General features: G+C 71.9%; 22 protein-coding genes. 13 read left to right on the plus strand and 9 right to left on the minus strand.

Going from position 1 to position 22763, the window contains the following annotated elements; all coding sequences use genetic code 11:
* Nucleotides 1–64 precede the first annotated feature (64 nt).
* The 5 genes from SKC42_RS03080 to SKC42_RS03100 form a co-directional block, all read right to left on the minus strand.
* Complete coding sequence (locus SKC42_RS03080) at nucleotides 65–589, minus strand: DUF3592 domain-containing protein (protein WP_330962834.1); 525 nt, start codon at nucleotides 587–589, stop codon at nucleotides 65–67.
* A 13-nt stretch (nucleotides 590–602) separates the two neighbouring features.
* Nucleotides 603–2237 (minus strand): 2-succinyl-5-enolpyruvyl-6-hydroxy-3-cyclohexene-1-carboxylic-acid synthase, encoded by a 1635-nt coding sequence (gene menD, locus SKC42_RS03085; RefSeq protein ID WP_330962835.1) that lies wholly within the window; start codon nucleotides 2235–2237, stop codon nucleotides 603–605.
* An 89-nt stretch (nucleotides 2238–2326) separates the two neighbouring features.
* Complete coding sequence (locus SKC42_RS03090; protein ID WP_330962836.1) at nucleotides 2327–3115, minus strand: alpha/beta fold hydrolase; 789 nt, start codon at nucleotides 3113–3115, stop codon at nucleotides 2327–2329.
* Nucleotides 3112–4029 (minus strand): o-succinylbenzoate synthase, encoded by a 918-nt coding sequence (locus SKC42_RS03095; RefSeq protein ID WP_442931964.1) that lies wholly within the window; start codon nucleotides 4027–4029, stop codon nucleotides 3112–3114. The genes SKC42_RS03090 and SKC42_RS03095 overlap by 4 nt, the downstream gene beginning before the upstream one ends.
* A gap of 50 nt (nucleotides 4030–4079) precedes the next feature.
* Nucleotides 4080–5684 (minus strand): amidohydrolase, encoded by a 1605-nt coding sequence (locus SKC42_RS03100; RefSeq protein WP_330962838.1) that lies wholly within the window; start codon nucleotides 5682–5684, stop codon nucleotides 4080–4082.
* A gap of 77 nt (nucleotides 5685–5761) precedes the next feature.
* Here SKC42_RS03100 and fadD8 point away from each other — a divergent pair, with 77 nt between their 5' ends.
* Nucleotides 5762–7363, plus strand: coding sequence for a fatty-acid--CoA ligase FadD8 (gene fadD8, locus SKC42_RS03105; protein WP_330962839.1), 1602 nt, complete (start codon nucleotides 5762–5764; stop codon nucleotides 7361–7363).
* Nucleotides 7364–7437: 74 nt separating this feature from the next.
* Here the strand turns inward: fadD8 and SKC42_RS03110 are convergent, their stop codons facing one another.
* Nucleotides 7438–7980: a TetR/AcrR family transcriptional regulator gene (locus SKC42_RS03110; protein WP_330962840.1), complete on the minus strand. Its 543-nt coding sequence runs from the start codon at nucleotides 7978–7980 to the stop codon at nucleotides 7438–7440.
* An 83-nt stretch (nucleotides 7981–8063) separates the two neighbouring features.
* On the opposite strand from SKC42_RS03110, the gene SKC42_RS03115 reads away from it, so the two are divergent.
* The 11 genes from SKC42_RS03115 to SKC42_RS03165 all read left to right on the plus strand — a co-directional run bounded on the left by SKC42_RS03115 (nucleotide 8064) and on the right by SKC42_RS03165 (nucleotide 17571).
* Complete coding sequence (locus SKC42_RS03115) at nucleotides 8064–8984, plus strand: aldo/keto reductase (protein ID WP_330962841.1); 921 nt, start codon at nucleotides 8064–8066, stop codon at nucleotides 8982–8984.
* Between the two features lie 11 nt (nucleotides 8985–8995).
* The gene (locus SKC42_RS03120) at nucleotides 8996–9460 is read left to right on the plus strand and encodes a nitroreductase family deazaflavin-dependent oxidoreductase (protein ID WP_330962842.1); all 465 of its coding nucleotides are present in this window, start codon (nucleotides 8996–8998) and stop codon (nucleotides 9458–9460) included.
* Nucleotides 9461–9462: 2 nt separating this feature from the next.
* Nucleotides 9463–10365, plus strand: coding sequence for a 1,4-dihydroxy-2-naphthoyl-CoA synthase (locus SKC42_RS03125; protein WP_330962843.1), 903 nt, complete (start codon nucleotides 9463–9465; stop codon nucleotides 10363–10365).
* A 42-nt stretch (nucleotides 10366–10407) separates the two neighbouring features.
* The gene (locus SKC42_RS03130) at nucleotides 10408–11304 is read left to right on the plus strand and encodes an SDR family oxidoreductase (protein WP_330962844.1); all 897 of its coding nucleotides are present in this window, start codon (nucleotides 10408–10410) and stop codon (nucleotides 11302–11304) included.
* A 21-nt stretch (nucleotides 11305–11325) separates the two neighbouring features.
* Nucleotides 11326–11733 (plus strand): VOC family protein, encoded by a 408-nt coding sequence (locus tag SKC42_RS03135; RefSeq protein WP_330962845.1) that lies wholly within the window; start codon nucleotides 11326–11328, stop codon nucleotides 11731–11733.
* Nucleotides 11734–11819: 86 nt separating this feature from the next.
* Nucleotides 11820–13067 (plus strand): inorganic phosphate transporter, encoded by a 1248-nt coding sequence (locus SKC42_RS03140; protein ID WP_330962846.1) that lies wholly within the window; start codon nucleotides 11820–11822, stop codon nucleotides 13065–13067.
* Nucleotides 13064–13363 carry a hypothetical protein gene (locus SKC42_RS03145; RefSeq protein ID WP_330962847.1) on the plus strand — a complete coding sequence of 100 codons (300 nt, stop codon included), beginning with the start codon at nucleotides 13064–13066 and terminating at the stop codon, nucleotides 13361–13363. The genes SKC42_RS03140 and SKC42_RS03145 overlap by 4 nt, the downstream gene beginning before the upstream one ends.
* Before the next feature lie 51 nt (nucleotides 13364–13414).
* The gene (locus SKC42_RS03150; RefSeq protein WP_330962848.1) at nucleotides 13415–13717 is read left to right on the plus strand and encodes a DUF3349 domain-containing protein; all 303 of its coding nucleotides are present in this window, start codon (nucleotides 13415–13417) and stop codon (nucleotides 13715–13717) included.
* A 68-nt stretch (nucleotides 13718–13785) separates the two neighbouring features.
* Entirely contained in the window at nucleotides 13786–14862 is a 1077-nt protein-coding gene (gene menE / locus SKC42_RS03155) for an o-succinylbenzoate--CoA ligase (protein ID WP_330962977.1), read from the plus strand.
* Nucleotides 14863–14897: 35 nt separating this feature from the next.
* Nucleotides 14898–16238, plus strand: coding sequence for a hypothetical protein (locus tag SKC42_RS03160; protein WP_330962978.1), 1341 nt, complete (start codon nucleotides 14898–14900; stop codon nucleotides 16236–16238).
* An 82-nt stretch (nucleotides 16239–16320) separates the two neighbouring features.
* Nucleotides 16321–17571, plus strand: a complete 1251-nt coding sequence (locus SKC42_RS03165; protein ID WP_330962849.1) for an HNH endonuclease signature motif containing protein — start codon at nucleotides 16321–16323, stop codon at nucleotides 17569–17571.
* An 82-nt stretch (nucleotides 17572–17653) separates the two neighbouring features.
* On the opposite strand, the gene SKC42_RS03170 is transcribed toward SKC42_RS03165, so the two are convergent.
* From SKC42_RS03170 to SKC42_RS03180, 3 genes are read right to left on the minus strand one after another with little or no spacing between them, the layout of a single operon-like run.
* Entirely contained in the window at nucleotides 17654–18316 is a 663-nt protein-coding gene (locus tag SKC42_RS03170; RefSeq protein ID WP_330962850.1) for a TIGR04282 family arsenosugar biosynthesis glycosyltransferase, read from the minus strand.
* Nucleotides 18313–18972, minus strand: a complete 660-nt coding sequence (locus tag SKC42_RS03175; protein ID WP_330962851.1) for a glycosyltransferase family 2 protein — start codon at nucleotides 18970–18972, stop codon at nucleotides 18313–18315. Before SKC42_RS03175 ends, SKC42_RS03170 begins: the two co-directional genes overlap by 4 nt.
* A gap of 18 nt (nucleotides 18973–18990) precedes the next feature.
* Nucleotides 18991–20796, minus strand: a complete 1806-nt coding sequence (locus SKC42_RS03180; RefSeq protein WP_330962852.1) for a hypothetical protein — start codon at nucleotides 20794–20796, stop codon at nucleotides 18991–18993.
* Nucleotides 20797–21160: 364 nt separating this feature from the next.
* On the opposite strand from SKC42_RS03180, the gene SKC42_RS03185 reads away from it, so the two are divergent.
* Nucleotides 21161–22753 (plus strand): DUF7937 domain-containing protein, encoded by a 1593-nt coding sequence (locus SKC42_RS03185; protein ID WP_330962979.1) that lies wholly within the window; start codon nucleotides 21161–21163, stop codon nucleotides 22751–22753.
* The last annotated feature ends 10 nt before the right edge of the window (nucleotides 22754–22763 follow it).

Genomic DNA, 22763 nt, shown 5'->3' on the forward strand with positions numbered 1-22763 from the left:
AGCATCGGCTGTCGCCGAGGTTTCGTGCGGGCATACGTCGTGCGAAATTTGCTGGTCGGGAGCCTTAGGCCGCCGGGGTCGGGGCGGCGCGGGCCTCGTCGCGGCGGTCCAGCCACTTGTCGGCCAGCGCCAGGCCCACCAGCGCGGCCGTCGCGGCAAGCCAGCACACCACGGCGATGGATCCCGCGGGAATGATGGCCAGCCCGGCGTTGCGGTGCTGCACCCGGACGAGGTTCGGGTCGTTCTTGTTGTATTCGACGTAGATCCGCATGCCCGTCGCGAGTTCGGACGGGTACAGCACGCCGAGCTCGGGGCGGTAGGTGACCCGGCCGGGGGTGACGAACTCGATGGTCGAGCGGCGCGGCCCGGCGCTGAGCACCTCGGCCTGCGCCACGGCCATGTTGTGCTGGATCGCCAGGTCATTGCGCCAGGCGCCGGCGACCAAAAGCACCGACTGCAGCGTCACCAGCCCGGCCACGATGAGCACCGCGATCCGCGCCCACCGCAACGCCACCCTGGCCCGCGTTTTCGGCGGTTGGTCGCTGCGGCCATGAATGAGGATCCGCGCCAGCGTCTTCGGCGAGATCACCGCGGGCCGCGCCTCATAGCGCGGCCTTGATCGCGGCGTGCAGCCGCCGCAGCGAGGACCGGTCCGCCTTGACCTCCAGCACCCGCAGGCCGGGCTCCGGTTCGTCGAGCGCCGAGTGCAGGTCGTCGACCTCGATCTGCCTGCTCTCGACGTGGTAGGCGCGACACAGCGCGCCGACATCGACGTCGTGCGGAGTGCCGAACACCCGCGACGACACGTCGGAGAACCGGGGGTCGCCCTGCTCGAGCAGCTCGAAGATTCCGCCGCCGTTGTCGTTCGACACCACGATCGTGAGCGCGCGCGGCGTCGGCTCGGTGGGGCCGATCAACAGCCCGGAGCTGTCGTGGACGAAAGTCAGGTCACCGATCAGCGCGACGGTGCGCCCGTCGTGGGTCCCCTCGAAGGCCAGCGCCGCGCCGATCGCCGTGGAGACGGTGCCGTCGATGCCGGCGACGCCGCGGTTAGAGCGCACCTGGATGCCCGTCGGGTTGAGGCCGACCAGGGCGGCGTCGCGGACCGGATTGGACGCGCCGAGCACCAGCTGGTCACCCGGTCGCAGCGCTTCGGCCACCGCCGCGGCGACGTGCAGGCCGGTGGTCAGCGGGTGCGCCGCCAGCTGGTTGCGGACGGCGGCCAGCGCGTGCCGGTTGACCTCCGCACAGCGGCGCAGCCAGGCGGGATGGGGTGTTCCGGTGGTGACGGCTCGGGTACCAGTGGCCTGGGAGTTGCCCGAGACGTCGGGCCAGCGCGGTCCGGTGGTCAGCGCGTACACCGGCACCTGCGGGTCGGCCAGCAGCGTCGACACCGGGCGGTGCAGCGTGGGGCGGCCCAGCATGATCACCTGCTTGGGGCGCAGCAGCGGCAGGGCGAGGGGATGCAGCGGGTTGGCCGCCGCCGGAGCCGTCGGCTCGGCGACGGTCGGCAGCTGCGCCAGATTCGGATGAACGCCCGCGCCGTGCCCGGCGATCACCACCGTGTCGGGCGACACGTCGATGTCCAGCGGCTGGTCGAAGGTGACCGGCGGCGTGTGGGTCCAGGGCCGGCCCCCGGGCCGGCCCTGCGGGACCGTCCCGTGCGGTTCGGTGTCCGGCACCAGCGGCTCGCGCAGCGGGATGTCGAAGTGCACGGGACCGGCATTCGCCGTGCGGGCGCCCGTGGCGGCGACCAGCACGCGGCAGGTGGCCGACCGCCAGGTGGCGTTGAGCGCGGGTAGCCGCTCGGGAGCGTTCTCGGCCAGGCCGAGGCTGATGGTGGCGCGGACCTGGGTGCCGAAGTAGCCCAGCTGTTCCATGGTCTGGTTGGCGCCGGTGCCCAGCAGCTCGTAGGGCCGGTTGGCGGACAGCACGATCAGCGGCACGCGAGCGTAATTGGCCTCAACCACCGCCGGTCCGAGGTTGGCCACCGCGGTGCCGGACGTCATCGCGACGCACACCGGCGCGCCGGCCCCGATCGACAGGCCGATGGCCAGGTAGCCGGCGGTGCGCTCGTCGATGCGCACGTGCAGTCGGATGCGGCCGGAGCGGTCGGCGTCGGCCAGGGCGAACGCTAGCGGCGCGTTCCGCGAGCCCGGGCACAGCACCACGTCGCGGACGCCGCCGCGGATCAGTTCGTCGACGACGACGCGGGCCTGTGTCGTCGAGGGATTCATCAGTACAGGGTGTCTTTCATCAGTACAGGGTGGCACAGCCCGCCGACCGCGCGTCGAGCGTGGAGCCGCGGGCCGGTTCGCCGGACGAACTAGGCCTTGACGTTGGCGAAGAACTGCAGCGCCGCGTTGTTGACGGCCTGCGGCCGCTCGAAGAAGCCGAGGTGGCCCGCGTCGGGAATCTGCAGGTAGCGGCCGTTGGGCATGGCGTCGGCGACCTCGCGCCCCAGGTAGGGGGGCGTCACGATGTCGTCGGCGAAGCCGATGACCAGCGCCGGTGCGGCGATGCTGCGATAGGCGGGCAGCCGGTTGGTCTGCGGGGACACGTCCAGCTGGCAGCGCAGCCCGGGCGTGCGTTTGATGGGCCACGCCTCGAACATCATGATCCAGTCGGCGACGGCCGCGTCGTCGTTGATGGTCTTGCGCGAAAAGCTCTCGAGCAGGCGGTTTCTCGCGTCGAGGCCGGGCGGCAGCTCCACCCCGGAGGCGTACAGCTCGACCTCGGCGTCGTGAAAGAACTGGCGGGCGCGGTCCAGGCGCCCGCGGGTGGCCATCAGCACCGCGGCGCTGACCAGCTCGGGCCGCACCACCATGAGCTCCTGGGCGATGAACGAGCCCATCGAGACGCCGACGATCCGGGCCGGGGCGGCGCCCAGCGACTCGATCAGCTCGGCGGTGTCGGCGACCATGGTCTGCGTGGTGAAGCCCTCGGCGTTCTCGGTCGCGCCGATCCCGCGGTTGTCGAAGGTGATGCAGCGATATCCGGCAGCCAGGAACGCCGGCACCTGATGCGGGTGCCAGGTGCGTCCGGCACCGCCGCGGCCGGCGATGAAAACGACGGGCTCGCCGGACCCGCGGTCGTCGTAAGCCAGGTTGATCACCCGGACGACGGTACAAGGAGCGGGTGGCAGGCCGTGACCCGGTCGATCCACCACTGCCGCCGCTCGGGCGGCGCCGCCAGCTCCCGCAGGCGCGCTGGATCGGGCGTCACCGGCCCGACCGGCAGGGCGCCGTCGACGGGAGCGGGGACGTCGGCGACGTCGTGCACGAAGAGGCCGCCGGTGCCCAGGCCGCAGGCGTGCCCCAACATGGGCAGGGCGGCCGCGGCGGTGAGGCCGTGGCCGATGCCGACGGCCGAATCCAGCGCGCTGGACACCACGACGGGGATATCGATCTGCGCGGCGATCGCGAGCAGCGCCCAAACGCCGCCGAGCGGGGCGACCTTGAGCACCGCGATGTCGGCGGCCCGCGCACGCACCACCGCCAGCGGGTCGTCGGCCTTGCGGATGCTCTCGTCGGCGGCGATCGGCACGTCGATCCGCCCCCGCAGCTCGGCGAGCTCGGCGATCGTGGCGCAGGGCTGTTCCAGGTACTCCAGCGGGCCGTCGGCGGACAGGGCGGCCGCCGCCCGCGCCGCCTGGTCGACGGTCCAGCCGCCGTTGGCGTCCACCCGCACGGTCGGGACGAGGTGGCGCACGGCGTTTACCCGGTCGACGTCGTCGGCCAGCGTCTGGCCGGGCTCGGCGACCTTGACCTTGGCCGTGCGGGCGCCCGGAAACCGGGCCAGCACGTCGGCCACCTGTGCCGCGGCGACGGCCGGCACGGTGGCGTTGATCGGGACGCGGTCCCGCCTCGGCTGCGGCGGCGGGCGGTAGGCGGCCTCGATGCCGGCGGCGAGCCACTGCGCGGCCTCCGGCGGCTCGTACTCGACGAACGCCCCGAACTCCCCCCAGCCCGCGGGCCCCTCGATCAGCGCGACCTCGCGGGTGGTGATGCCGCGGAACCGCACCCGCATCGGCAACGCCACCACGTGCAGGCGGTCGAGCAGCTGGTCGAGGGGCGGCCTCACGCGCCGTAGACCCGGCGGCCGGCGAGATAGGTCGCCCGGACGTCGAGGTCGGCGATCTGCTCGGGCGGCACGGCCCGTGGGTCGGCCGACAGCACCACCAGGTCGGCGTACTTGCCGACCTCCAGCGAACCGATCGCGTCGTCGGAGAACAGCTGCCAGGCGGCGTCGATGGTCTGCGCCCGGATCGCCTGGTCGACGGTCAGCCGCTCCTGTGGCCCCAGCACCCGGCCGCTGGGCGCGGTGCGGGTCACCGCCACGCTGATGTTGCGCAGCGGCTCCTCGGGCGTCACCGGCGGGTCGTTGTGCAGCGAGATCCGCATGCCCGTGGCGACGGCGGAACCCGCGGGCATCCAACGGGATCCGCGCTCCGGGCCGAAGAGGCCGTCGACGATGATGTCGCCCCAGTAGTGGATCTGGTCGACGAAGATGCTGCACGTGACACCGAGGGCGGCGGCGCGTTGCAGCTGCTCGGGGCGGATGGCGCCGACGTGTTCGAGCCGCAGGCGGTGGTCGGCGCGCGGATGGCGGCTCAACGCCTCCTCGTAGACGTCGAGGATGGTGTCCACCCCCGCGTCACCCTGGACGTGGCAGGCCATCGGCCAGCCCAGCGGGAAATACGCGCCGACGATCTCGGTCAGCTGGTCCTTGGTGTAGTTGGCGTGGCCGCAGGACCCGGGCGGCACCCCGATGGCGCGGGTGGCGTCGGTGTCCAGGTAAGGGAAGGACAGGGCGATGTTCCCGACCCACGGCGACCCGTCCACCCAGATCTTGATGCCGACCTGGCGCACCATGTCGTCGCCCTGGCCGGGGGTGGCGTCGGTGTGCATTCGCGGGTTGGAGATCTCGTACGTGCGCAGCCGGACCGTCAGCTCGTCGTGCAGCCGCTCGACCACCGGGCCGAACGCCGGGTCGAACGCCATCTCCGAGCACGTAGTCAGGCCGGCGCGGTTGAGCCGCGCGCATTCGGCGAGCAGCATCGCCGGGTAGTCGGCGGGCTCGATGGCGCCGGCCAGCAGCGGGAACACGGCGCCGGTCTCCTCCGCGGTGCCGTCGAGCTCGCCGACGGCGTCGCGACCGAACCTGGCGCCCTTGGGGTCCGGGGTGTCGCGGGTCAGGCCACAGCGGCGGGCGGCGTGCGAGTTGAAGAAGGCCTTGTGCCCGGAGTTGTGGATGATGACCAGCGGGCCGTCCGGGGCGGCGGCGTCGAGCCAGGCCAGCGTCGGCTCGGGCAGACCGGACTGCAGCAGCGGATCCCAGCCGTTGAGGTAGGCGCCGGCCGCGCCCCGCGCGGCGACCTCGCGGTGCACCGCGGCGACGACATCGTCGGCATTGTTGATGGTGACGGGCCGAATGTCGACGATCCGGTCCGACAACGCCATCGCCTCCATCAGCGGATGGCCGTGCGCCTCAACGAATCCCGGCATGACGCAGCCATCACCGACGTCGACGGTCCGGGTATTCGGGCCGATGTGATCGTTCATTTCCGACCGGCTTCCCACCGCAACGATGCGGCCGTCGGCGACGGCGATCGCCTCGGCCGTCGGTCGCGCGTCATCGACGGTCAGGATGGTTCCGATGATGACGACGTCTGCGGCGGCCATGTGCAGGGATCCTAGTGATACGGGCGGTCATCGAGGGGGCAGCTGACTGGAATTGCAACACGTTCTAGTCTGGCCGTATGAGTGACGAGCTGCTGCGCCATCCCATTCATTCCGGACACCTGACCGTCGGTGCGCTCAAGCGCAACAAGGAAAAGCCGGTGCTGCATCTCGGCGACACCACGCTGACCGGCGGCCAGCTCGCCGAGCGCATCAGCCAGTACATCCAGGCGTTCGAGGCGCTCGGTGCGGGCACCGGCGCCACCGTCGGCCTGCTGTCGCTGAACCGGCCCGAGGTGCTGATGATCATCGGCGCCGGCCAGACCCAGGGCTACCGGCGCGTGGCGCTGCACCCGCTGGGCTCCCTGGACGACCACGCCTACGTTCTGAACGACGCCGGCGTGACGTCGCTGATCATCGACCCCAACCCGATGTTCGTCGAGCGGGCGCTGGGCCTGCTGGAGAAGGTGCCCGGGCTCAAGCAGGTCCTCACCATCGGCCCGGTTCCCGAGGCGCTCGGCGATTCTGCGGTGGACCTGGTGGCCGAGGCCGCGAAGTATTCGCCGAAGCCGTTGGTGGCGGCCGAGCTGCCGCCCGATCACATCGGCGGGATGGCCTACACCGGTGGCACGACCGGCAAGCCCAAGGGTGTGCTGGGCACCGCGCAGTCGATCACCACGATGACCACGATCCAGCTGGCCGAGTGGGAATGGCCGGAGAACCCGCGCTTCCTGATGTGCACCCCGCTCTCGCACGCCGGGGCGGCGTTCTTCGTGCCGACGATCATCAAGGGCGGCGAGCTGGTGGTGCTGACCAAGTTCGACCCGGCCGAGGTGCTGCGGGTGATCGAGGAGCAGAAGATCACCGCGACCATGCTGGTGCCGTCGATGATCTACGCGCTGATGGACCACCCGGATTCGCACACCCGTGACCTGTCCTCGCTGGAGACCGTCTATTACGGCGCCTCGGCGATGAACCCGGTGCGGCTGGCCGAGGCCATCCGCCGCTTCGGGCCGATCTTCGCCCAGTACTACGGGCAGTCCGAGGCGCCGATGGTGATCTCGTATCTGGCCAAGAAGGACCACGACGAGAAGCGGCTGACCTCGTGCGGGCGGCCCACCCTGTTCGCGCGCACGGCGCTGCTGGACGCCGACGGCAACCCGGTGCCGCAGGGCGACGTCGGCGAGATCTGCGTGTCCGGACCACTGCTGAGCGGCGGGTACTGGAACCTGCCGGAGGAGACGGCCAAGACGTTCAAGGATGGCTGGCTGCACACCGGCGACATGGCCCGCGAGGACTCCGACGGCTTCTGGTTCATCGTCGACCGGGTCAAGGACATGATCGTCACCGGCGGGTTCAACGTGTTCCCGCGCGAGGTCGAGGACGTCGTCGCGGAACACCCGGCCGTCGCGCAGGTGTGCGTGATCGGCACGCCGGACGAGAAGTGGGGCGAGGCCGTCACCGCGGTGATCGTGCTGCGGCCCGACCATCCCTCCGACGAGGAGTCGTTGGCGCGGGTGACCGTCGAGATCCAGTCCGCCGTCAAGGAGCGCAAGGGTTCGGTGCAGTCGCCCAAGCAGGTGATCGTCGTCGAGTCGGTGCCGGTGACCGCGCTCGGCAAGCCCGACAAGAAGGCCGTGCGGGCGCGGTTCTGGGAAGGCGCCGGCCGCGCCGTCGGCTGAGTCTCTGCGCCGAGCAGACGCAAAAGCTGCCGACACGCCGAAGAGTTGGGTGCTTTTGCGTCTGCTCGGCGAGGTTATCGAGCCACCCCAGCCGCCAGCAGGTCGAGCATGCGGCCGCCTTGCTCGGGCGAGCCGCTGACCAGAAAGATGCCGATCAGGCTCGACACCACGTCGTCGGCCTGCACGTCCGCGCGCAGGCTCCCGTCGTCGGCGCCGGCCCGCAACAGCAGGTCGACGGCGCCGACGATGCTGTCGCGGGTCTGGCTGGGCTGCATGGCGCCGGAGGCGAACATCGCCTGCAGCGACTCGGCCATCCCGCGCTTGGCCGCCACGAAGCCGGCGTACCGGTCCATCCAGCGCCGCAGCGCGACCCGGGGCGGGTGCCGCTCGAGCAGCTGCCCCGCGGCGGCGGCCACCTCCGCGAGTTCGGCGCGGTAGACCGCCTCCACCAAGGCCTCCCGGCTGGGGAAATGGCGGTAGAGCGTGCCGATCCCGACGCCGGCCTCGCGCGCGATCGACTCGAGCGACACGGGTCGGCCCTGCGAAAACGCCGCCGTCGCCGCCGCGAGCAGCTTGTCGCGGTTCCGGCGCGCGTCGGATCGACCCGGCTCAACCAAAGCGGAGGTACCTCCGTTTCTGTTACGCTTCGCATCAAGCGGAGGAGCCTCCGCCTTTCTCCAGTGTCTCAGACGGGAGCATCATGACGGACAAACCACGGCCCGGCGGCACCGCCACCCTGGGCGCACACACGGTCGCCCGGGTCGGCTATGGCGCCATGCAGCTGTTCGAGACCACCCCCGACAACGCGGCCGCCGTGCTGCGCCGGGCGGTCGAGCTCGGCGTCGACCACATCGACACCGCCTCGTTCTACGGGCCCGGCGAGGTGAATCGCCGGATCCGCGCCGCGCTCGCCCCCTACCCCGACGAGCTCGTCATCGTCAGCAAAGTCGGCGCGCGATACACCGGCGAACAGCCGATCCCCCTGGCGGCCGCGCAGAAACCCGCCGAGCTGCGCGCCGCGGTGGAGGACGACCTGCGCCAGCTCGGCCTCGAGCGCGTCCCGGTGGTGAACCTGCGGCGCCTTGACCTGGGGCCCGGCTTGGCGGCCGAGGGCGACCAGATCGTGGACCTCGACGACCAGCTCGCCGAGATGATCGCCCTGCGCGACGAGGGCAAGATCGGCGGAATCGGCATCAGCGCAGTGCCGTTGGAGGTCCTGCTCCGGGCGCTGCCCGCGGGGATCGCCTGCGTGCAGAACGCCTACAGCATGCTCGACCGCTCGCAGGAGGAGACGCTGCGCGTCTGCGCGGCCGAGGGCATCGCGTGGGTGCCGTACTTCCCGCTGGGCTCGTCGTTCCCGGGTTTCCCGAAGGTCGCCGACAACGCGGTGGTCACCGGGACCGCCGGGGAGCTCGGGGCCACACCGGCGCAGGTGGGGCTGGCATGGGTGCTGGCCCACACACCGAACGCGTTGCTGATCCCGGGGACCCGGTCGGTCGCGCACCTCGAGGAGAACATCGGCGCCGCGGGCGTCACCCTCGGCGCCGACGCCCTCGAAAAGCTGGATGCCGTCGGCTCCACCGAGCCCCAGCCGCACGGGGTAGACCGCTTCCAGAGGTAACGTCGCTGCCTATGGGAAGCGGCACACCGATTAGGCCGCCGTGGTGGCTGAAGCCGGCCAACAAGCTGTTCGTCCGGCTGTCGCGGCTGGGAATCAACTTCGGCGGGGAGAGCCCCGTCGTCCTGACCGCCCCGGGCCGCAGGTCGGGCGCGCCGCGCTCCACCCCGGTGACCCCGCTGACGGTGGGCGGGCGGCAGTACGTCGTCGCGGGTTTCCCGGGCGCCGACTGGGTGGCCAACGTGCGGGCCGCCGGTGCGGCGACGATCGCGCGCGGCCGCCACCTCCAAAAGGTGCGGATGACCGAGCTGTCCACGGACGACGCGCGGCCCATCCTGCGGGCTTTCCCCACCGAGGTGCCCGCCGGCGTCGGCTTCATGAAGCGGGCGGGGCTGGTCGCCGAGGGCCGCCCCGAGGAATTCGAAGCGCTGGCCGGCCGGTGCGCCGTCTTCCGCCTGGACCCGGTAGAGGAGTTTTGACCTTGAGCGACAACCCCTTTGATGCGGAGGCGTGGCGACAGGTCGACGGGTTCGGCGACCTGACCGACATCACCTATCACCGCCACGTCACCGACGCGACGGTGCGGGTGGCGTTCGACCGGCCCGAGGTGCGCAACGCGTTTCGGCCGCACACCGTCGACGAGCTGTATCGGGTGCTCGACCACGCCCGCATGTCGCCGGACGTCGGGGTGGTGCTGCTGACCGGCAACGGGCCGTCACCCAAGGACGGCGGCTGGGCGTTCTGTTCGGGCGGCGATCAGCGCATCCGCGGGCGCAGCGGCTACCAGTACGCGTCCGGGGAGACCGCCGACACCGTCGACGCCGCCCGCGCTGGCAGGCTGCACATCCTCGAGGTGCAGCGGCTGATCCGGTTCATGCCCAAGGTCGTCATCTGCCTGGTCAACGGCTGGGCGGCCGGCGGCGGGCACAGCCTGCACGTGGTGTGCGACCTCACCCTGGCCAGCCGCGAGCATGCCCGGTTCAAGCAGACCGACGCCGACGTCGGCAGCTTCGACGGCGGCTACGGCAGCGCCTACCTGGCGCGTCAGGTCGGCCAGAAGTTCGCCCGGGAGGTCTTCTTCCTGGGCCGCCCCTACACCGCCGAGCAGATGCACCGGATGGGCGCGGTCAACGAGGTCGTCGACCACGCCGACTTGGAGAAGGTGGCCGTGCAGTGGGCGGCAGAGATCAACGCCAAGTCGCCACAGGCCCAGCGGATGCTGAAGTTCGCCTTCAACCTGCTCGACGACGGCCTGGTGGGCCAGCAGCTGTTCGCGGGCGAGGCCACCCGGTTGGCCTACATGACCGACGAGGCGGTCGAGGGCCGCGACGCGTTCCTGGAGAAGCGCCCGCCGGACTGGAGCCCATTCCCCCGCTACTTCTAGCGGCGGAACCGTTGGCGGCGCTCCCCTCTAGACTCGCCACCCGTGAGTAAGAGCCCGCTGCGCCGCATCACCGACCAGATCGTGCTGGCCACCATGCGGCCCCCGGCGTCGCCGCAGGTGCTGGTGAACCGGCCCGCCATGAAGCCCGTCGAGCTCGCGGGCAAGCGCATCCTGCTGACCGGGGCGTCGTCGGGCATCGGCGAGGCCGGCGCCGAGCGGCTGGCGCAACTGGGCGCGACGGTGGTCGTCGTCGCGCGCCGCCGGGTCCTGCTGGACGCGCTGGCCGATCGGATCACGGCCGCCGGCGGCACCGCGCTGGCGATTCCGTGCGACCTGTCGGACATGGACGCGATCGACGCCCTGGTCGCCGACGTCGACGACCGCCTCGGCGGGGTCGACATCCTGATCAACAACGCCGGGCGGTCCATCCGCCGGCCACTGGCCGAGTCGCTGGACCGCTGGCACGACGTCGAGCGGACCATGGTGCTCAACTACTACGGCCCGCTGCGGCTGATCCGCGGGTTCGCGCCCGCGATGCTCGAGCGCGGCGACGGGCACATCATCAACGTGTCCACGTGGGGGGTGCTGTCGGAGGCCTCGCCGCTGTTCGCGGTGTACAACGCCTCCAAGGCCGCGCTGTCGATGGTGAGCCGGGTGGTGGAAACCGAGTGGGGCGACAGGGGTGTGCACTCGACGACGCTGTACTACCCGCTGGTGGCCACCCCGATGATCGCGCCGACGAAGGCCTACCAGGGCATGCCGGCGCTGACGTCCGAGGAGGCGGCCGAGTGGATGGTCACCGCCGCCCGCACGCGCCCGGTGCGCATCGCACCGCGGATGGCCATCGCGGCCAAGGCGCTGGACACCTTCGGGCCCCGGCTGGTCAATACGCTTATGCAGCGGCAAAGCATCCAGCCGAACCGGGCGGCCGACCGCTGAGCCTGTGCTAGACACGACGCTATGGAGATCCTGGCCAGCCGGATGTTGCTGCGGCCGGCGGACTACGAGCGGTCACTGAGGTTCTACCGCGACGAGATCGGCCTGGCGATCGCGCGGGAATATGGCGCCGGCACAGTGTTTTTCGCCGGCCAGTCCCTGCTCGAGCTGGCGGGCTTCGGCTCGCCGGACCACTCGCGCGGACCGTTTCCCGGCGCACTGTGGCTGCAGGTCCGCGACATCGGCGCGACACAGGCCGAGCTGCGGGGGCGCGGGGTGCCGATCGCGCGCGAGGCCCGTCGCGAGCCGTGGGGTTTGCACGAGATGCATGTGACCGATCCCGACGGCATTACGCTCATCTTTGTCGAGGTCCCGGGCGACCATCCGCTGCGCCGAGACACCCGCGGTGAACTCGGCGGAACGCCCGGTTAATGGGGAGGTAACATCTGGCGACGAGCGGCGTTTCGGCTCTTCGTGGGTTCGACAATTGAATGCCCCTACCACCAGAATCAGGCATTGTGAACATAGAATTGTTCCTCTTGATCATTGTCGTAATCACGGCACTGGCCTTCGATTTCACCAACGGCTTCCACGACACCGGCAACGCGATGGCGACGTCCATCGCCAGCGGTGCGCTGAAGCCCAAGGCGGCAGTCGCACTGTCCGCGGTACTCAATCTCGTCGGCGCGTTCATGTCCACCGCGGTCGCCGCCACCATCGCCAAGGGGCTGATCGACGGGCACATCGTCACGCTGCAACTGGTGTTTGCCGGCCTGGTCGGTGGCATCGTCTGGAACCTGCTGACGTGGCTCCTCGGCATCCCGTCGAGCTCGTCGCATGCCCTGATCGGCGGCATCGTCGGCGCGACCATCGCCGCGGTCGGCGCGCACGGGGTGATCTGGAAGGGCCTGGTGTCCCACGTGCTCATCCCGGCCGTGGTCGCCGCAATCCTGGCCATCGGGGTCGGGGCCATCGCGACGTGGCTGGTGTACCGCGTGACCCGCGGCCTGGACGCCAAGCGGACCGAGGCCGGCTTCCGGTACGGCCAGTGGGGCTCGGCCTCGCTGGTCTCGCTCGCGCACGGCACCGGTGACGCGCAGAAGACGATGGGCATCATCTTCCTGGCGCTGATGTCCTACGGGTCGATCAGCAAGACCACCGCCGCCCCGCCGCTGTGGGTGATCGTGGGCTGCGCGCTGTCGATGGCGGCGGGCACCTACCTGGGCGGCTGGCGGATCATCCGCACCCTGGGCAAGGGTCTGGTCGAGATCAAGTCGCCGCAGGGCATGGCCGCAGAATCGTCCTCGGCCGCCGTCATCCTGCTGTCCACCCACTTCGGCTACGCGCTGTCCACCACGCAGGTCTGCACGGGTTCGGTGCTGGGCAGCGGCCTGGGCAAGCCGGGCGGCGAGGTCCGCTGGGGCGTCGCCGGCCGGATGGTGGTCGCGTGGCTCGTCACCCTCCCGCTGGCCGGGCTGGTCGGGGCCATCACCTACTGGATCGTGCACCTCATCGGCGGCTACCCCGGCGCCATCATCGGGTTCAGCCTGCTGGTCGCCGTCTCGGCGGCCATCTACATCCGGTCGCGGCGGGTCAAGGTCGACCACAACAACGTCAACGCCGAATGGGAGGGCAGCCTGACGGCCGGTCTCGACGGCACGGAGGCCCAGAAGCCGCCGACCGATACCGGCCCCACGGCGGGCACCGGGGCGCGGTCCCGGTACAGCGCCGAAGGCGACACCGTGGCCGCGGGGAACCCCTCATGAGCGGGTTCGGTGAGTGGTTCAACTACGAGGCGTCCCTGAAGATCCTGGTCTTCAGCATGCTGGCCGGCGCCGCGCTGCCCGGGCTGTTCGCTCTCGGGCTCCGGTTCCACGCCGTCGGTGGCGGTGAGGTCAGCCCCGACGGTGGCCAGCCGCACAAGAATCCGGCGCTGCTGGCCGTCGCCTGGGTGATCTACGCCGTGGTGGTCGCCGTCATCCTCTTCGCCCTGCTCTACATCTCCCGCGACTTCATCGCGCATCAGATCGGGCAGTCCTTCCTGGGGGCGAAGCCCAAGTAGCATCGAAGATGCCCACCCAGCCGCCGAACCACCGCCCGGGGGGTCGCCGTAGTGAACGGATTTCTCAGTTCGATCGTCTCGTGGTTGCGCGCCGGCTACCCGGAGGGCATCCCCCCGACCGACACGTTTCCAATCCTGGCCCTGCTGACGCGCCGGTTGAGCCATGACGAGGTCATGGAAGTGGCGCACGAGCTCATCCAGCGGGGCGACTTCGACGATGTCGACATCGGCGTGCTGATCACGCAGGTCACCGACGAGCTGCCGTCGCCGGACGACATCGAGCGGGTGCGCGAACGACTTGCTGCCAAGGGCTGGCCGTTCGACCAGTCCCGGGAGGCCGGGGAGCCGGCATAGCGGTTCTGCGTGCGCTCAGCGTCCGACCGGGTTCGGCCGTCACGTCGCTGATGCCGGCCCTGGAACGGGTGCTCGACGGCCGCGACGCCGCCCTGGTGCCACTGTCCCCGGACGCCGAGGCCGCGCTGGACGCCCTGCGAATCGGCGAGGCCATCGACGACGACGTGGCCCTGGTGGCGACGACGTCGGGCACCACCGGCGCGCCGAAGGGCGCGTTACTGACGGCGGCGGCCCTGACCGCCAGCGCCACCGCCACGCACGACCGCCTCGGCGGGCCGGGCGGCTGGTTGCTGGCGTTGCCGCCGTACCACATCGCCGGGGTGCAGGTGCTGGTCCGCAGCGTGCTCGCCGGCACGATTCCGGTCGAGCTGGACGTCTCCGCCGGGTTCGACGTCGCCTCGCTGCCGGCCGCCGTCGCCCGGTTGGGGCCGGGCCGGCGCTACACCTCGCTGGTGGCCGCCCAGCTCGACAAGGCCCTCACCGATCCGGCGGCGACCGCCGCGCTCGCGGAGCTGGACGCCGTGCTGCTCGGCGGCGGACCGGCGTCGCGCCGCGTCCTCGACGCGGCGGCAGCGGCCGGCGTCACGGCGGTGCGGACCTACGGGATGAGCGAAACCGCCGGGGGCTGCGTGTACGACGGCGTCCCGCTAGACGGCGCGCGGGTACGCGTCGCGGCCGACGGCCGCATCAGCCTCGGCGGCGCGACGCTGGCCAAGGGCTACCGCAACCCGGTCGACCCCGACCCGTTCGCCGAATCCGGCTGGTTCCGCACCGACGACCTGGGCGCGCTCGACGCCGCCGGCGGCCTGACCGTCCTCGGCCGCGCCGACGACGCGATCAGCACGGGCGGGCTGACCGTGCTGCCGCAGCTCGTCGAGGCGGCGCTCGCCACCCACCCCGCCGTCGGCGAGTGCGCCGTCTTCGGCGTGGCCGACGACCGGCTGGGCCAGCGGGTGGTGGCCGCCATCGTGGTGGCCGACGGGTGCGAACCCCCGACGCTGGAGGCGTTGCGGTCCCACGTGGCGCGCTCCCTGCCCGCTACCGCCGCCCCGCGCGGGCTGCACCTCGTCGACGCGCTCCCCCGGCGCGGCATCGGCAAGCTCGATCGCCGGGCGCTGACGCACCGGTTCGGCGGCGGTCAATAGGCTGGTCGCCCGTGGGCATCGCGCGGCGGGAACGATTGCGGGAGGGGCTAACCGCCGTGGGCGCCGCCGTCCTGGTGGCGGCCGCGTTCGTGCTGCCGCACCTGAACTGGGGCGTCCGCCAGCGTCTGGACATCCCGCCCGACCGGCTCGCAACTCACGCCGGGTCCCCACCGATCTTCGGGGAGTGGGAGGTCCACGCCAGCTGGGGCACCGGTCCGGCAATCCTCATCGCCGTGGCCGCGGTGATCTGGGGACCGGTTGTCGCGCAGCGGCTTTCGTGGCGCGCGCTGACCCTGGGCAGCTGGGCCACCGCGTGCGCGTGGGCATTCGCGCTGGCGATGATCGACGGCTGGCAGCGCGGTTTCGCCGGGCGGTTGACCACCCGGGACGAATACCTGTCTCAGGTACCGGGCATCACCGACATCCCGGCCGCGGTCCGCACCTTCTCCAGCCGGATCCTCGACTACCAACCGAATTCGTGGACGACCCACGTCTCGGGCCATCCGCCGGGCGCGGTGCTGACGTTCGTCTGGCTCGACCGCCTCGGGCTGCACGGCGGGGCGTGGGCCGGCCTGTTGTGCCTACTCATCGGGTCCAGCGCGGCGGCCGCCGTAGTGGTCGCCGTCCGCGCGCTGGCCGGCGAGCCGACCGCGCGGCGGGCCGCGCCGTTCGTCACGGTGGCGCCGACGGCGATCTGGGTGGCGGTGTCCGCCGACGGATACTTCGCCGGGGTTGCGGCATGGGGGCTGGCGTTGCTGGCCGTCGCGGTGCACCGCGCGGTGCGCTTCCCCGCGCTGCTCGCGGCCGGCGCCGGGCTGCTGCTGGGCTGGGCCGTCTTCCTCAGCTACGGGCTGATCCTGCTGGGGCTCCCGGCGGCGGCCGTGCTGGTATCCGCGCGCGACTGGCGCGCCGCGCTGCGCGCGCTCGGTCCGGCCGCGCTCGCCGCGCTCGCGGTCGCGGTGACGTTCGCCGTCGCCGGCTTCTACTGGTTCGACGGCTACGACCTGGTGCAGCAGCGCTATTGGCAGGGGATTGCCAAGGACCGGCCGTTTCCATACTGGGTCTGGGCGAATCTGGCCTGCGTGGTGTGCGCGATCGGCCTGGGCAGCGTCGCCGGGCTCAGCCGCATCGTCGACCCGGGCGCGCTCCGCCGGCGCTCCGGATTCCACCTGGTGGTGCTGGCGATGCTGGCCGCTATCGCCTGCGCCGACCTGAGCATGCTCAGCAAGGCCGAGGTCGAGCGGATCTGGCTGCCGTTCACGGTCTGGCTCACCGCCGCTCCGGCGCTGTTGCCGGCGCGGTCGCACCGGATGTGGCTGGCGGTCAACGCCGCCGGGGCCCTGATGGTGAACACCGTCATCGTCACCAACTGGTAAGCATCTGCGTTTGGCGGTGCTGATAGCCCGGCGTGGATTTGCGCGGCCGGGTTTTGTCGGACCTGGCTGCGATGATCGGGTTATGTCGTTGACCGGATCCGCTCCCGCCGGGGTGGTGAGTCCTGTTGATCGGCTGGATGTGTTGTTCGGCGAGTTGGCGGAGTTGGCCGGTCAGCGTAACGCGATCGATGGGCGCATCGTGGAGATCGTCGCCGAGCTGGATCGCGACGAGCTCTGCGGTCTGACGGGGGCGCGGTCGGTCGCGGCCCTGGTGGCCTGGAAGCTGGGGGTGTCAGCGGCCAACGCCCACACGATCACCACCGTGGCACGCCGGGTCGAGGAATTCCCGCGCTGCACCCAGGGCCTGCGCGAGGGCCAACTCTCACTGGATCAGGTCGGCGTCATCGCCGCCCGCGCCGGTTCAGGTTCTGATGCGCACTACGCGCAGCTCGCCCAGGCGGCCACGGTCTCCCAATTGCGCACCGCGGTCAAGTTGGAGCCTCACCCCGACCCCAACCCCCGGCCACAACCACAGCCCGCGATCACCAAGACCGCGACCGAGGAATTCACTTCGTGGCGGATCACCCTTCCGCACCTGGACGCCGCGAAATTCGACACCGCCCTGGCCGCGCACCGCGACGCCCTGATCGCCGAATGGAAACACAACCGGGAAAGCGGCGACCGCACCACGGACACCACCCCGCCCCTCCCGGGCACCCTGGAGGCGTTTCTGCGTCTAGTCGACGCCGGCTGGGACGCCGAGGCCACCCGCCGCCCCCACGGCCACCACACCACCGTGGTGGTGCACCTCGACGTCCAAACGCGCGCCGCCGCCCTACACCTAGGCCCGCTGCTCACCGACGCCGAACGCCAATACCTCACCTGCGACGCCACCGGCGAGGTCTGGTTCGAACGCGCCGGCGAGCCGATCGGCACCGGCCGCACCACCCGGGTGATCTCCCGGCGGCTGCGCCGCGCCCTCGAACACCGCCACCGCGCCTGCGCGGTGCCCGGCTGCGGCGCTACCCGCGGCCTACACGCCCACCACCTCCACCACTGGGAAGACGGCGGCCCCACCGAACTGGCCAACCTGGTCCTGGTCTGCCCCTTCCACCACCGACAACACCACCACGGCGCCATCACCATCACCGGACCCGCCACCGACCCGGTCGTTACCGACAGCACCGGGCGACCACTCAACGCCGGATCACTCGCGAGACCGCCCAACCTTCCCCCACCCACCGTCGCCCCCTACCCCGGCCCCACCGGCGAACGCGCCAACTGGTGGTGGTACCAACCCTTCCAACCCCAACCACCACCAACCAACACCTAGAGCTGGTGCAGCAGCACCGCATTGGAACCTGAACCGGCTCAGGCGTACGCAATTGCGCGTGCGCTGACCGTCACCCGCGTGTTTACAGTCCCGCCGCGCGGGTGACGCGGGCGAAGCGACTGCCGGGCGCGCAGGCGTCGCGCACCGCCGCGACGTCGCCGGCCACGTCGACGTCGGCCAGCGGTTGTACACGGGTCGCGTCGATACCGTTGTCGCGCAGCGCCTTCAACGTCAGCTCCCCGGTATCGGGGTGCGACATCGGCACGTCGCGCAAGCACTCGGCCATCCCCGGCGCCGACACCCCGAGCACCCACCAGCCGCCGTCGTGCGCCAGCCCGAGGACGGCGGGCGCCCCCAGCAATTCGCGCGCGCAACCGGTCAGCAGATCGTCGGTGACCTGGGGGGTGTCCATCCCGATCTGCAGCACCGGGTAGCCATCGGCGGCGTCGGAGTGGGCGTTGGCGAGCCGGTCGGCAAACTCGTCACCGCGCTGCGGAATGACCGCGAAGGACTCCAGCCGCTGCCGGATCTCGGCCGCGCCCGCCGCGGCGTCCAGGTCGCCGGTCATCGCCACCACGCGGGCGGCCACCGGCGCCGCGGCCACCGCGTCGAGCGTGTCGAGGAGCGCGGCGGCGGCGATGTCCGCGGCGAGCTGGTCGCCGACCGTCGCCGCGAGCCTGGTCTTGGCCCGGCCGGGCTCCGGCGCCTTGGCGACCACCAGCACGGTGACGGGCAGCAGGCTCACGAGATCACCTTCCAGAAGTCGAGGATCGCGGTGACGCTGCCGCGCAGCGAACCGCTCACCTTCGACTTGCCGCCCGTGCGGGGTCCGTAACTGACGTCGAGCTCGACCACCCGCCAGCCGACCGCCGCCGCGCGCACCAGAAGCTCCAGCGGATAACCCGACCGCCGGTCCTCGACCCCGAGGTTCAGCAGGGCGCCCCGTCGCGCCACCCGCATCGGCGCGATGTCGTGCACGGGCAGGCCGTGGCGGGTGCGCAGCCGCCAGCTCATCACCACGGTGCCCACCCGCGCGACCCACGGCCAGTGCAACCCGCGGACCGGACGGCGGCGGCCGACGACGAGGTCGGCGCCGTCGAGCGCGGCGACCAACCGCGGTAGGTCGCCAGGGTCCATCGAGCCGTCGGCGTCGATGACGGCCACCACCGGGGTGGTCGCGGCGACGACGCCGGCGTGCACCGCCGAGCCGTACCCGGCCCGCGGCTCGACGACCACCTCGGCGCCGTGCCGCCTGGCCACACGGGCGGTGTCGTCGGTGCTGTTGTTGTCGACCACCAGCGCCCGATATCCGGCCGGAACGGCCGCCAGCACCGCCGGCAGCGACTCCTCCTCATTCAGGCAGGGCAGCACGACCGTGACGGAAACCTCGGGATCGGGCATCAACCGTCAGCGGTCCGCTCAGAACCCGAACCCGTGGTGATCGCCGCCGGTGCCGCCGCCGGTGTGAGGCTGCTGCGGCACCACCGGTTGCTGCGTGTGCGTCTGCGGCGCCTGGGTCTGCGTCTGCGGGGCCTGCGTGTGCGTCTGCGGGGCCTGGGTCTGCGTCTGCGGGGCCTGGGTCTGCGTCTGGGTGACCGGCGGCTGGCTCTGCGTCTGGGTGGCCGGCGGCGAGTACGTGGTCGTCGGCGGCTCCGTCGTCGTATGCGGGGCCTCCGTGGTCGTCGGGGGCTCCGTCGTCGTCGGGGGCGAATTCGTGGTGGTGGGCGGCGACACCGTCGTCGTCGGCGGCTCCGTCGTCGTCGGGGGCGACACCGTCGTGGTCGTCGGCGACACCGTCGTGGTCGTCGGCGGCTCCGTCGTCGTCGGGGGCGACACCGTCGTGGTGGGCGGCGACACCGTCGTCGTCGGGGGCGACACCGTCGTGGTCGGCGGGTACGGCGACGGATACGGGTTCGGGTACGGATACGGCGGACGCCAACCCGGGAACGGCACGATGATCGGGACGGGGATCGGCCCGTTCGGGTTGGGCACGAAGCCCGGGGTGCCCGGGGTCACCGGGCCCACCGGCGCCTCCGGCGTTCCGTTCACGACGGGCGGCGGCGCCTGCGGGACGGGGGCGGCAGGAGCGGGGATGCTGCCGCCCTGGAAACCGGCGTTGGGCGTGTCGATCGGCGGCGGCGGCACCGGCGCCTGCTGCTGTGTCGGCAGCAACGGCATGAACTTGCCGGGGGCAGCGTTCTGGTGCCCCTCGACCGGCTGCTGCGCCGCGGTCGGCCGGATGGCGATGGCTACCGCGGCGGCCAGCGACGCCAACCCGATCACCGCGAACGCGATGACCGCGTTGCCGATCAGCAGCGAGCGGCGGCTGAGCCGCGCCCGCTCGCCCTCGGCCTCATCGAGGGCGTCGAAGTCGTCTGGGCCGTACTCGTCCATCTCGAGCGGCTCACCCTCGCCGGCCATCGAGTACGCCAGCTGCTGCTCCTCGGCGACCGGCTCGGCCGCCGGCGCGAACGCCGTCTCGTCGCCGGTCAGGCCGGCCGCGGGGCCCATCGCGGTCGCCCCACCGTCCAGACCCACCGCCGGGGCCATCGCGGTGGCGCCGCCGTCCAGGCCGGCCCCCGCGGCGGGGGCCGCGGCCAGCGCGGCGCCGCGCGCGATCGCGAAGGTGGGGTCGTCGGGGATTTCCACCCGCATCGTCGACGCGTCGCGCAGCTGGTCGGCGACCGCGCCCACGTCCGACGAGCCGCCCAGCACATAGAGATCGCCCGGGGCGTCCGGGTGGTCGCCGAGCCTGGCCATCATCGTGTCGAGCGCGGCCGTCGCGTCGCCACCCGCCAGCGGCTCCCGCGCGAGCACGGTCGGCGGCGCGTCCGCCTCGGCGGCCGAACCCACCACGGACAGCGTCGCGGTGTTGTCGTCGACGACCAGCACGCCCCCCGCCCGGCCCGCCGCGCGCATCAGCGCCGTCACCGCCTGCGACTGCGACAGCACCGCAACGTTCTGCACCCCGGAGTCTTCCAGCGCGCGGCGCAGCCGATCGGCCAGCGAATCGTCGGGCCAGCACAGCCGCGTGGCCACCAGCCGGTGGTGTTCGCCGGCCAGCAATTGGTTCGTGCCGACCACGGTCTCGGTCAGCTTCTCGATCGGATGGTTGTCGAGGTTGACGACGGACTGGTCGATCACGTCCCCGCCCCGCGCACCCGCACCCACCAACGCCAAGCGGGCAACGGGGCCGGTGACCGCGACCCCCAAAACGACGTCCATCCCGGCTCTCCTTCGGCTGGCCACCCCGCCACCAGCAATGTCCCGGCATCATTAGACTGCGATACCGTCGGCAGTATCCGTCATTCGGGCGACACCGTTCGCCCATGACGGCAGCGTAACCGGATAGCCAAACCCCCGGACCGCACGTCTGAGGCCGCTGCCGCATCGCCCGAACGGAGATTATGTTTCCAAGTGAGCAACGCAGTCGGCGCGGCAGGGGGTTCTCGCGGCCCGCGGCCCGCGTGGCGCGGCCAGTAATCGTTCTCGATACCCCGGGGGAACCGTGACTCAGAGCAGCGACGACGCCCCGACCGGCCCCATCGGCGGGCCCGCTCAGCAAACGCCGGAGCCCGGCACGGTCCGCATCCGTTCCCTCGCCGAGCCACCGCGGCGGTGGAGTCTGGCCGTCGACCTGACCGCCGTCGCGCTGCTCGCCGTCGCCGCGTTCCTGCCGTGGAACCTGTATTTCGGCGTGGGAGTCCCGGGCAGCAACACCGGCTTATTCGTGGTGCTGCTGGTGGTGACCGTGCTGTCCATCGCCTCAGTCGGGGTGGCCGGCAAGTGGCGGTCCTCCCCCGGCGGCTCGGGCCGGCTCCGCCTGGCGCTCAACCTTCCCTACGTCTCGCTGGCGCTGGCCTTCGTCGCCTTCGACATCTACGAGACCGCCCGCTTCGCCGGCACCGTCAACGTGCCGGGCGGCGTCGGGCCCGGGGCCTGGCTGGGGATCGCCGGAGCGGTGCTGGCCGCGGGCGCGCCGATCACCGGTCCGGCCGCGGAGGCCGAGGCGCCCCGGTCCGTCCGGTTCATCGGCTACGCGTCCATGGCGGGCGCGGTCCTGAGCTTCTGTTTCAACCTGTACTGGCGGGTTCGGTATGCGCTGCACAGCACGGGCGGGGCCACCGACTTCGGCAAGCAGAACATCGCGGTCATCGTGACCGCGGTGGTCTACGGCGCCGTCGCCCTGATCGCCGTCCTCGCCGCATCCCGATGGCTGCTGCGCGCCACGAAGGCCGCCCGGCTCGCGACCGTCGCCCTGGGCGCGTCGACGGTGCTGGCCGGGCTGGTCGTGTGGGTCCTGCCCGTCGGACGCGACATCGACGCCTTCCACGGCATCGCCCAGAACACGTCGACGGCCGGCGTCGGGTTCGAGGGGTTCCTGGCCTGGGCGGCGGCGGCCGGCATCCTCGCCCCGTGCGCGCTGTCCGGATACCGCAACCCCTCGGCGGCCGAGGAGGACGCGTGGCGGGGCGCGGCACGGTCCGGGCTGGCGCTCATCGCGATCTGGGGCCTGGGGTCGATGGCGATGCGGATCACCGACCTCGGCGTCGCGGTGAGCCTCAACTATCCGTACTCGCGATACGACAGCGTGGTGCTGGCCGCGTTCGACCTGGTCACCGCGGTCCTCGCGATCTGGCTGCGCATCAACCTGGCCCACGACGGGCTCCCCGCGCGGTTCGTCACGGCGCTGTGTGGGCTCGTCGCGACGCTGAGCGTCGCCCGGGTCGTCGTCGGCGTCGCGCTCGCGCCTCGGTTTGCCGACTCACCCAATTCCCCCGCGCAGCATCCCGTTTACGGCAACAACCTGGCCCAGCAGATCACCAGCGTCTTCGACGTGGCGCTGTGCGGCGTCGGCCTGAGCATCCTCGGGGCGGCGATCGTCACCGGCCACCTCAGCGGCCTGCGCCTGCGGCAACGGCGCCGCGCCGCCCGCGCCCGGGCCGCGGCTACCGGAGCCAGGCCGCCGGCGTCGGCGCCCCGGACCCGTGTACCGGTCGGCCGCCCGGCGGCGCCGTCGGCCGCGCCGACGACGCGGATCCCGGCCGGCGCCCAGCAGGACTCGCCCACCACGGAGATCCCGCAGCTGGCCGGCGCGCCCCGCATTTTCCGGGGCGACGATTCGGCCACCGGCGAAATACCGGTCCAGCAACCGAAGATCTACCGGCCGCCGCAGGGCTGAGCCAGCGCAC

Origin of the sequence: Mycobacterium sp. 050134 (genome assembly GCF_036409085.1) — a bacterium.
Classification (GTDB): Bacteria; Actinomycetota; Actinomycetes; order Mycobacteriales; family Mycobacteriaceae; genus Mycobacterium.

Bases quoted from the DNA above. Each gene is read 5' to 3' on its own strand.
- SKC42_RS03165 (WP_330962849.1), top strand. From the start codon at position 16,321: ATGTCGTTGACCGGATCCGCTCCCGCCGGGGTGGTGAGTCCTGTTGAT.
- SKC42_RS03175 (WP_330962851.1), bottom strand. From the start codon at position 18,972: ATGCCCGATCCCGAGGTTTCCGTCACGGTCGTGCTGCCCTGCCTGAAT.
- SKC42_RS03180 (WP_330962852.1), bottom strand. From the start codon at position 20,796: ATGGACGTCGTTTTGGGGGTCGCGGTCACCGGCCCCGTTGCCCGCTTG.
- SKC42_RS03135 (WP_330962845.1), top strand. From the start codon at position 11,326: ATGGAGATCCTGGCCAGCCGGATGTTGCTGCGGCCGGCGGACTACGAG.
- SKC42_RS03100 (WP_330962838.1), bottom strand. From the start codon at position 5,684: ATGGCCGCCGCAGACGTCGTCATCATCGGAACCATCCTGACCGTCGAT.
- fadD8 (WP_330962839.1), top strand. From the start codon at position 5,762: ATGAGTGACGAGCTGCTGCGCCATCCCATTCATTCCGGACACCTGACC.
- SKC42_RS03095 (WP_442931964.1), bottom strand. From the start codon at position 4,029: ATGCGGGTGCGGTTCCGCGGCATCACCACCCGCGAGGTCGCGCTGATC.
- SKC42_RS03115 (WP_330962841.1), top strand. From the start codon at position 8,064: ATGACGGACAAACCACGGCCCGGCGGCACCGCCACCCTGGGCGCACAC.
- menD (WP_330962835.1), bottom strand. From the start codon at position 2,237: ATGAATCCCTCGACGACACAGGCCCGCGTCGTCGTCGACGAACTGATC.
- SKC42_RS03120 (WP_330962842.1), top strand. From the start codon at position 8,996: ATGGGAAGCGGCACACCGATTAGGCCGCCGTGGTGGCTGAAGCCGGCC.
- SKC42_RS03145 (WP_330962847.1), top strand. From the start codon at position 13,064: ATGAGCGGGTTCGGTGAGTGGTTCAACTACGAGGCGTCCCTGAAGATC.